Here is a 350-nt window from a genome sequence, read left to right on the forward strand (position 1 = left end):
GGGCCTTAGCTCAGCTGGGAGAGCGCCTGCCTTGCACGCAGGAGGTCAGCGGTTCGATCCCGCTAGGCTCCACCAATAAAATAAAGATCTAACTGACTAATTGTGGCGGCGTAGCTCAGCTGGCTAGAGCGTACGGTTCATACCCGTAAGGTCGTGGGTTCGACCCCCTCCGCCGCTATCTAAGGACCTTTAGCTCAGTTGGTTAGAGCAGACGGCTCATAACCGTCCGGTCGCAGGTTCGAGTCCTGCAAGGTCCACCAATTTGTTTGATATACGGAGGAATACCCAAGCCCGGCTGAAGGGATCGGTCTTGAAAACCGACAGGGGTGTTAAAGCCCGCGGGGGTTCGA

The 350-nt window shown here is 56.3% G+C and carries 2 tRNA genes; both read left to right on the plus strand.

The window, feature by feature from the left end:
* Positions 1 to 104: 104 nt before the first annotated feature.
* Positions 105 to 178, plus strand: a tRNA-Met gene (locus tag GD002_RS17630).
* A 5-nt stretch (positions 179 to 183) separates the two neighbouring features.
* Positions 184 to 260, plus strand: a tRNA-Ile gene (locus GD002_RS17635).
* Positions 261 to 350: the final 90 nt, after the last annotated feature.

Source organism: Sporosarcina obsidiansis (assembly GCF_009651005.1).
Taxonomy (GTDB): domain Bacteria; phylum Bacillota; class Bacilli; order Bacillales_A; family Planococcaceae; genus Sporosarcina; species Sporosarcina obsidiansis.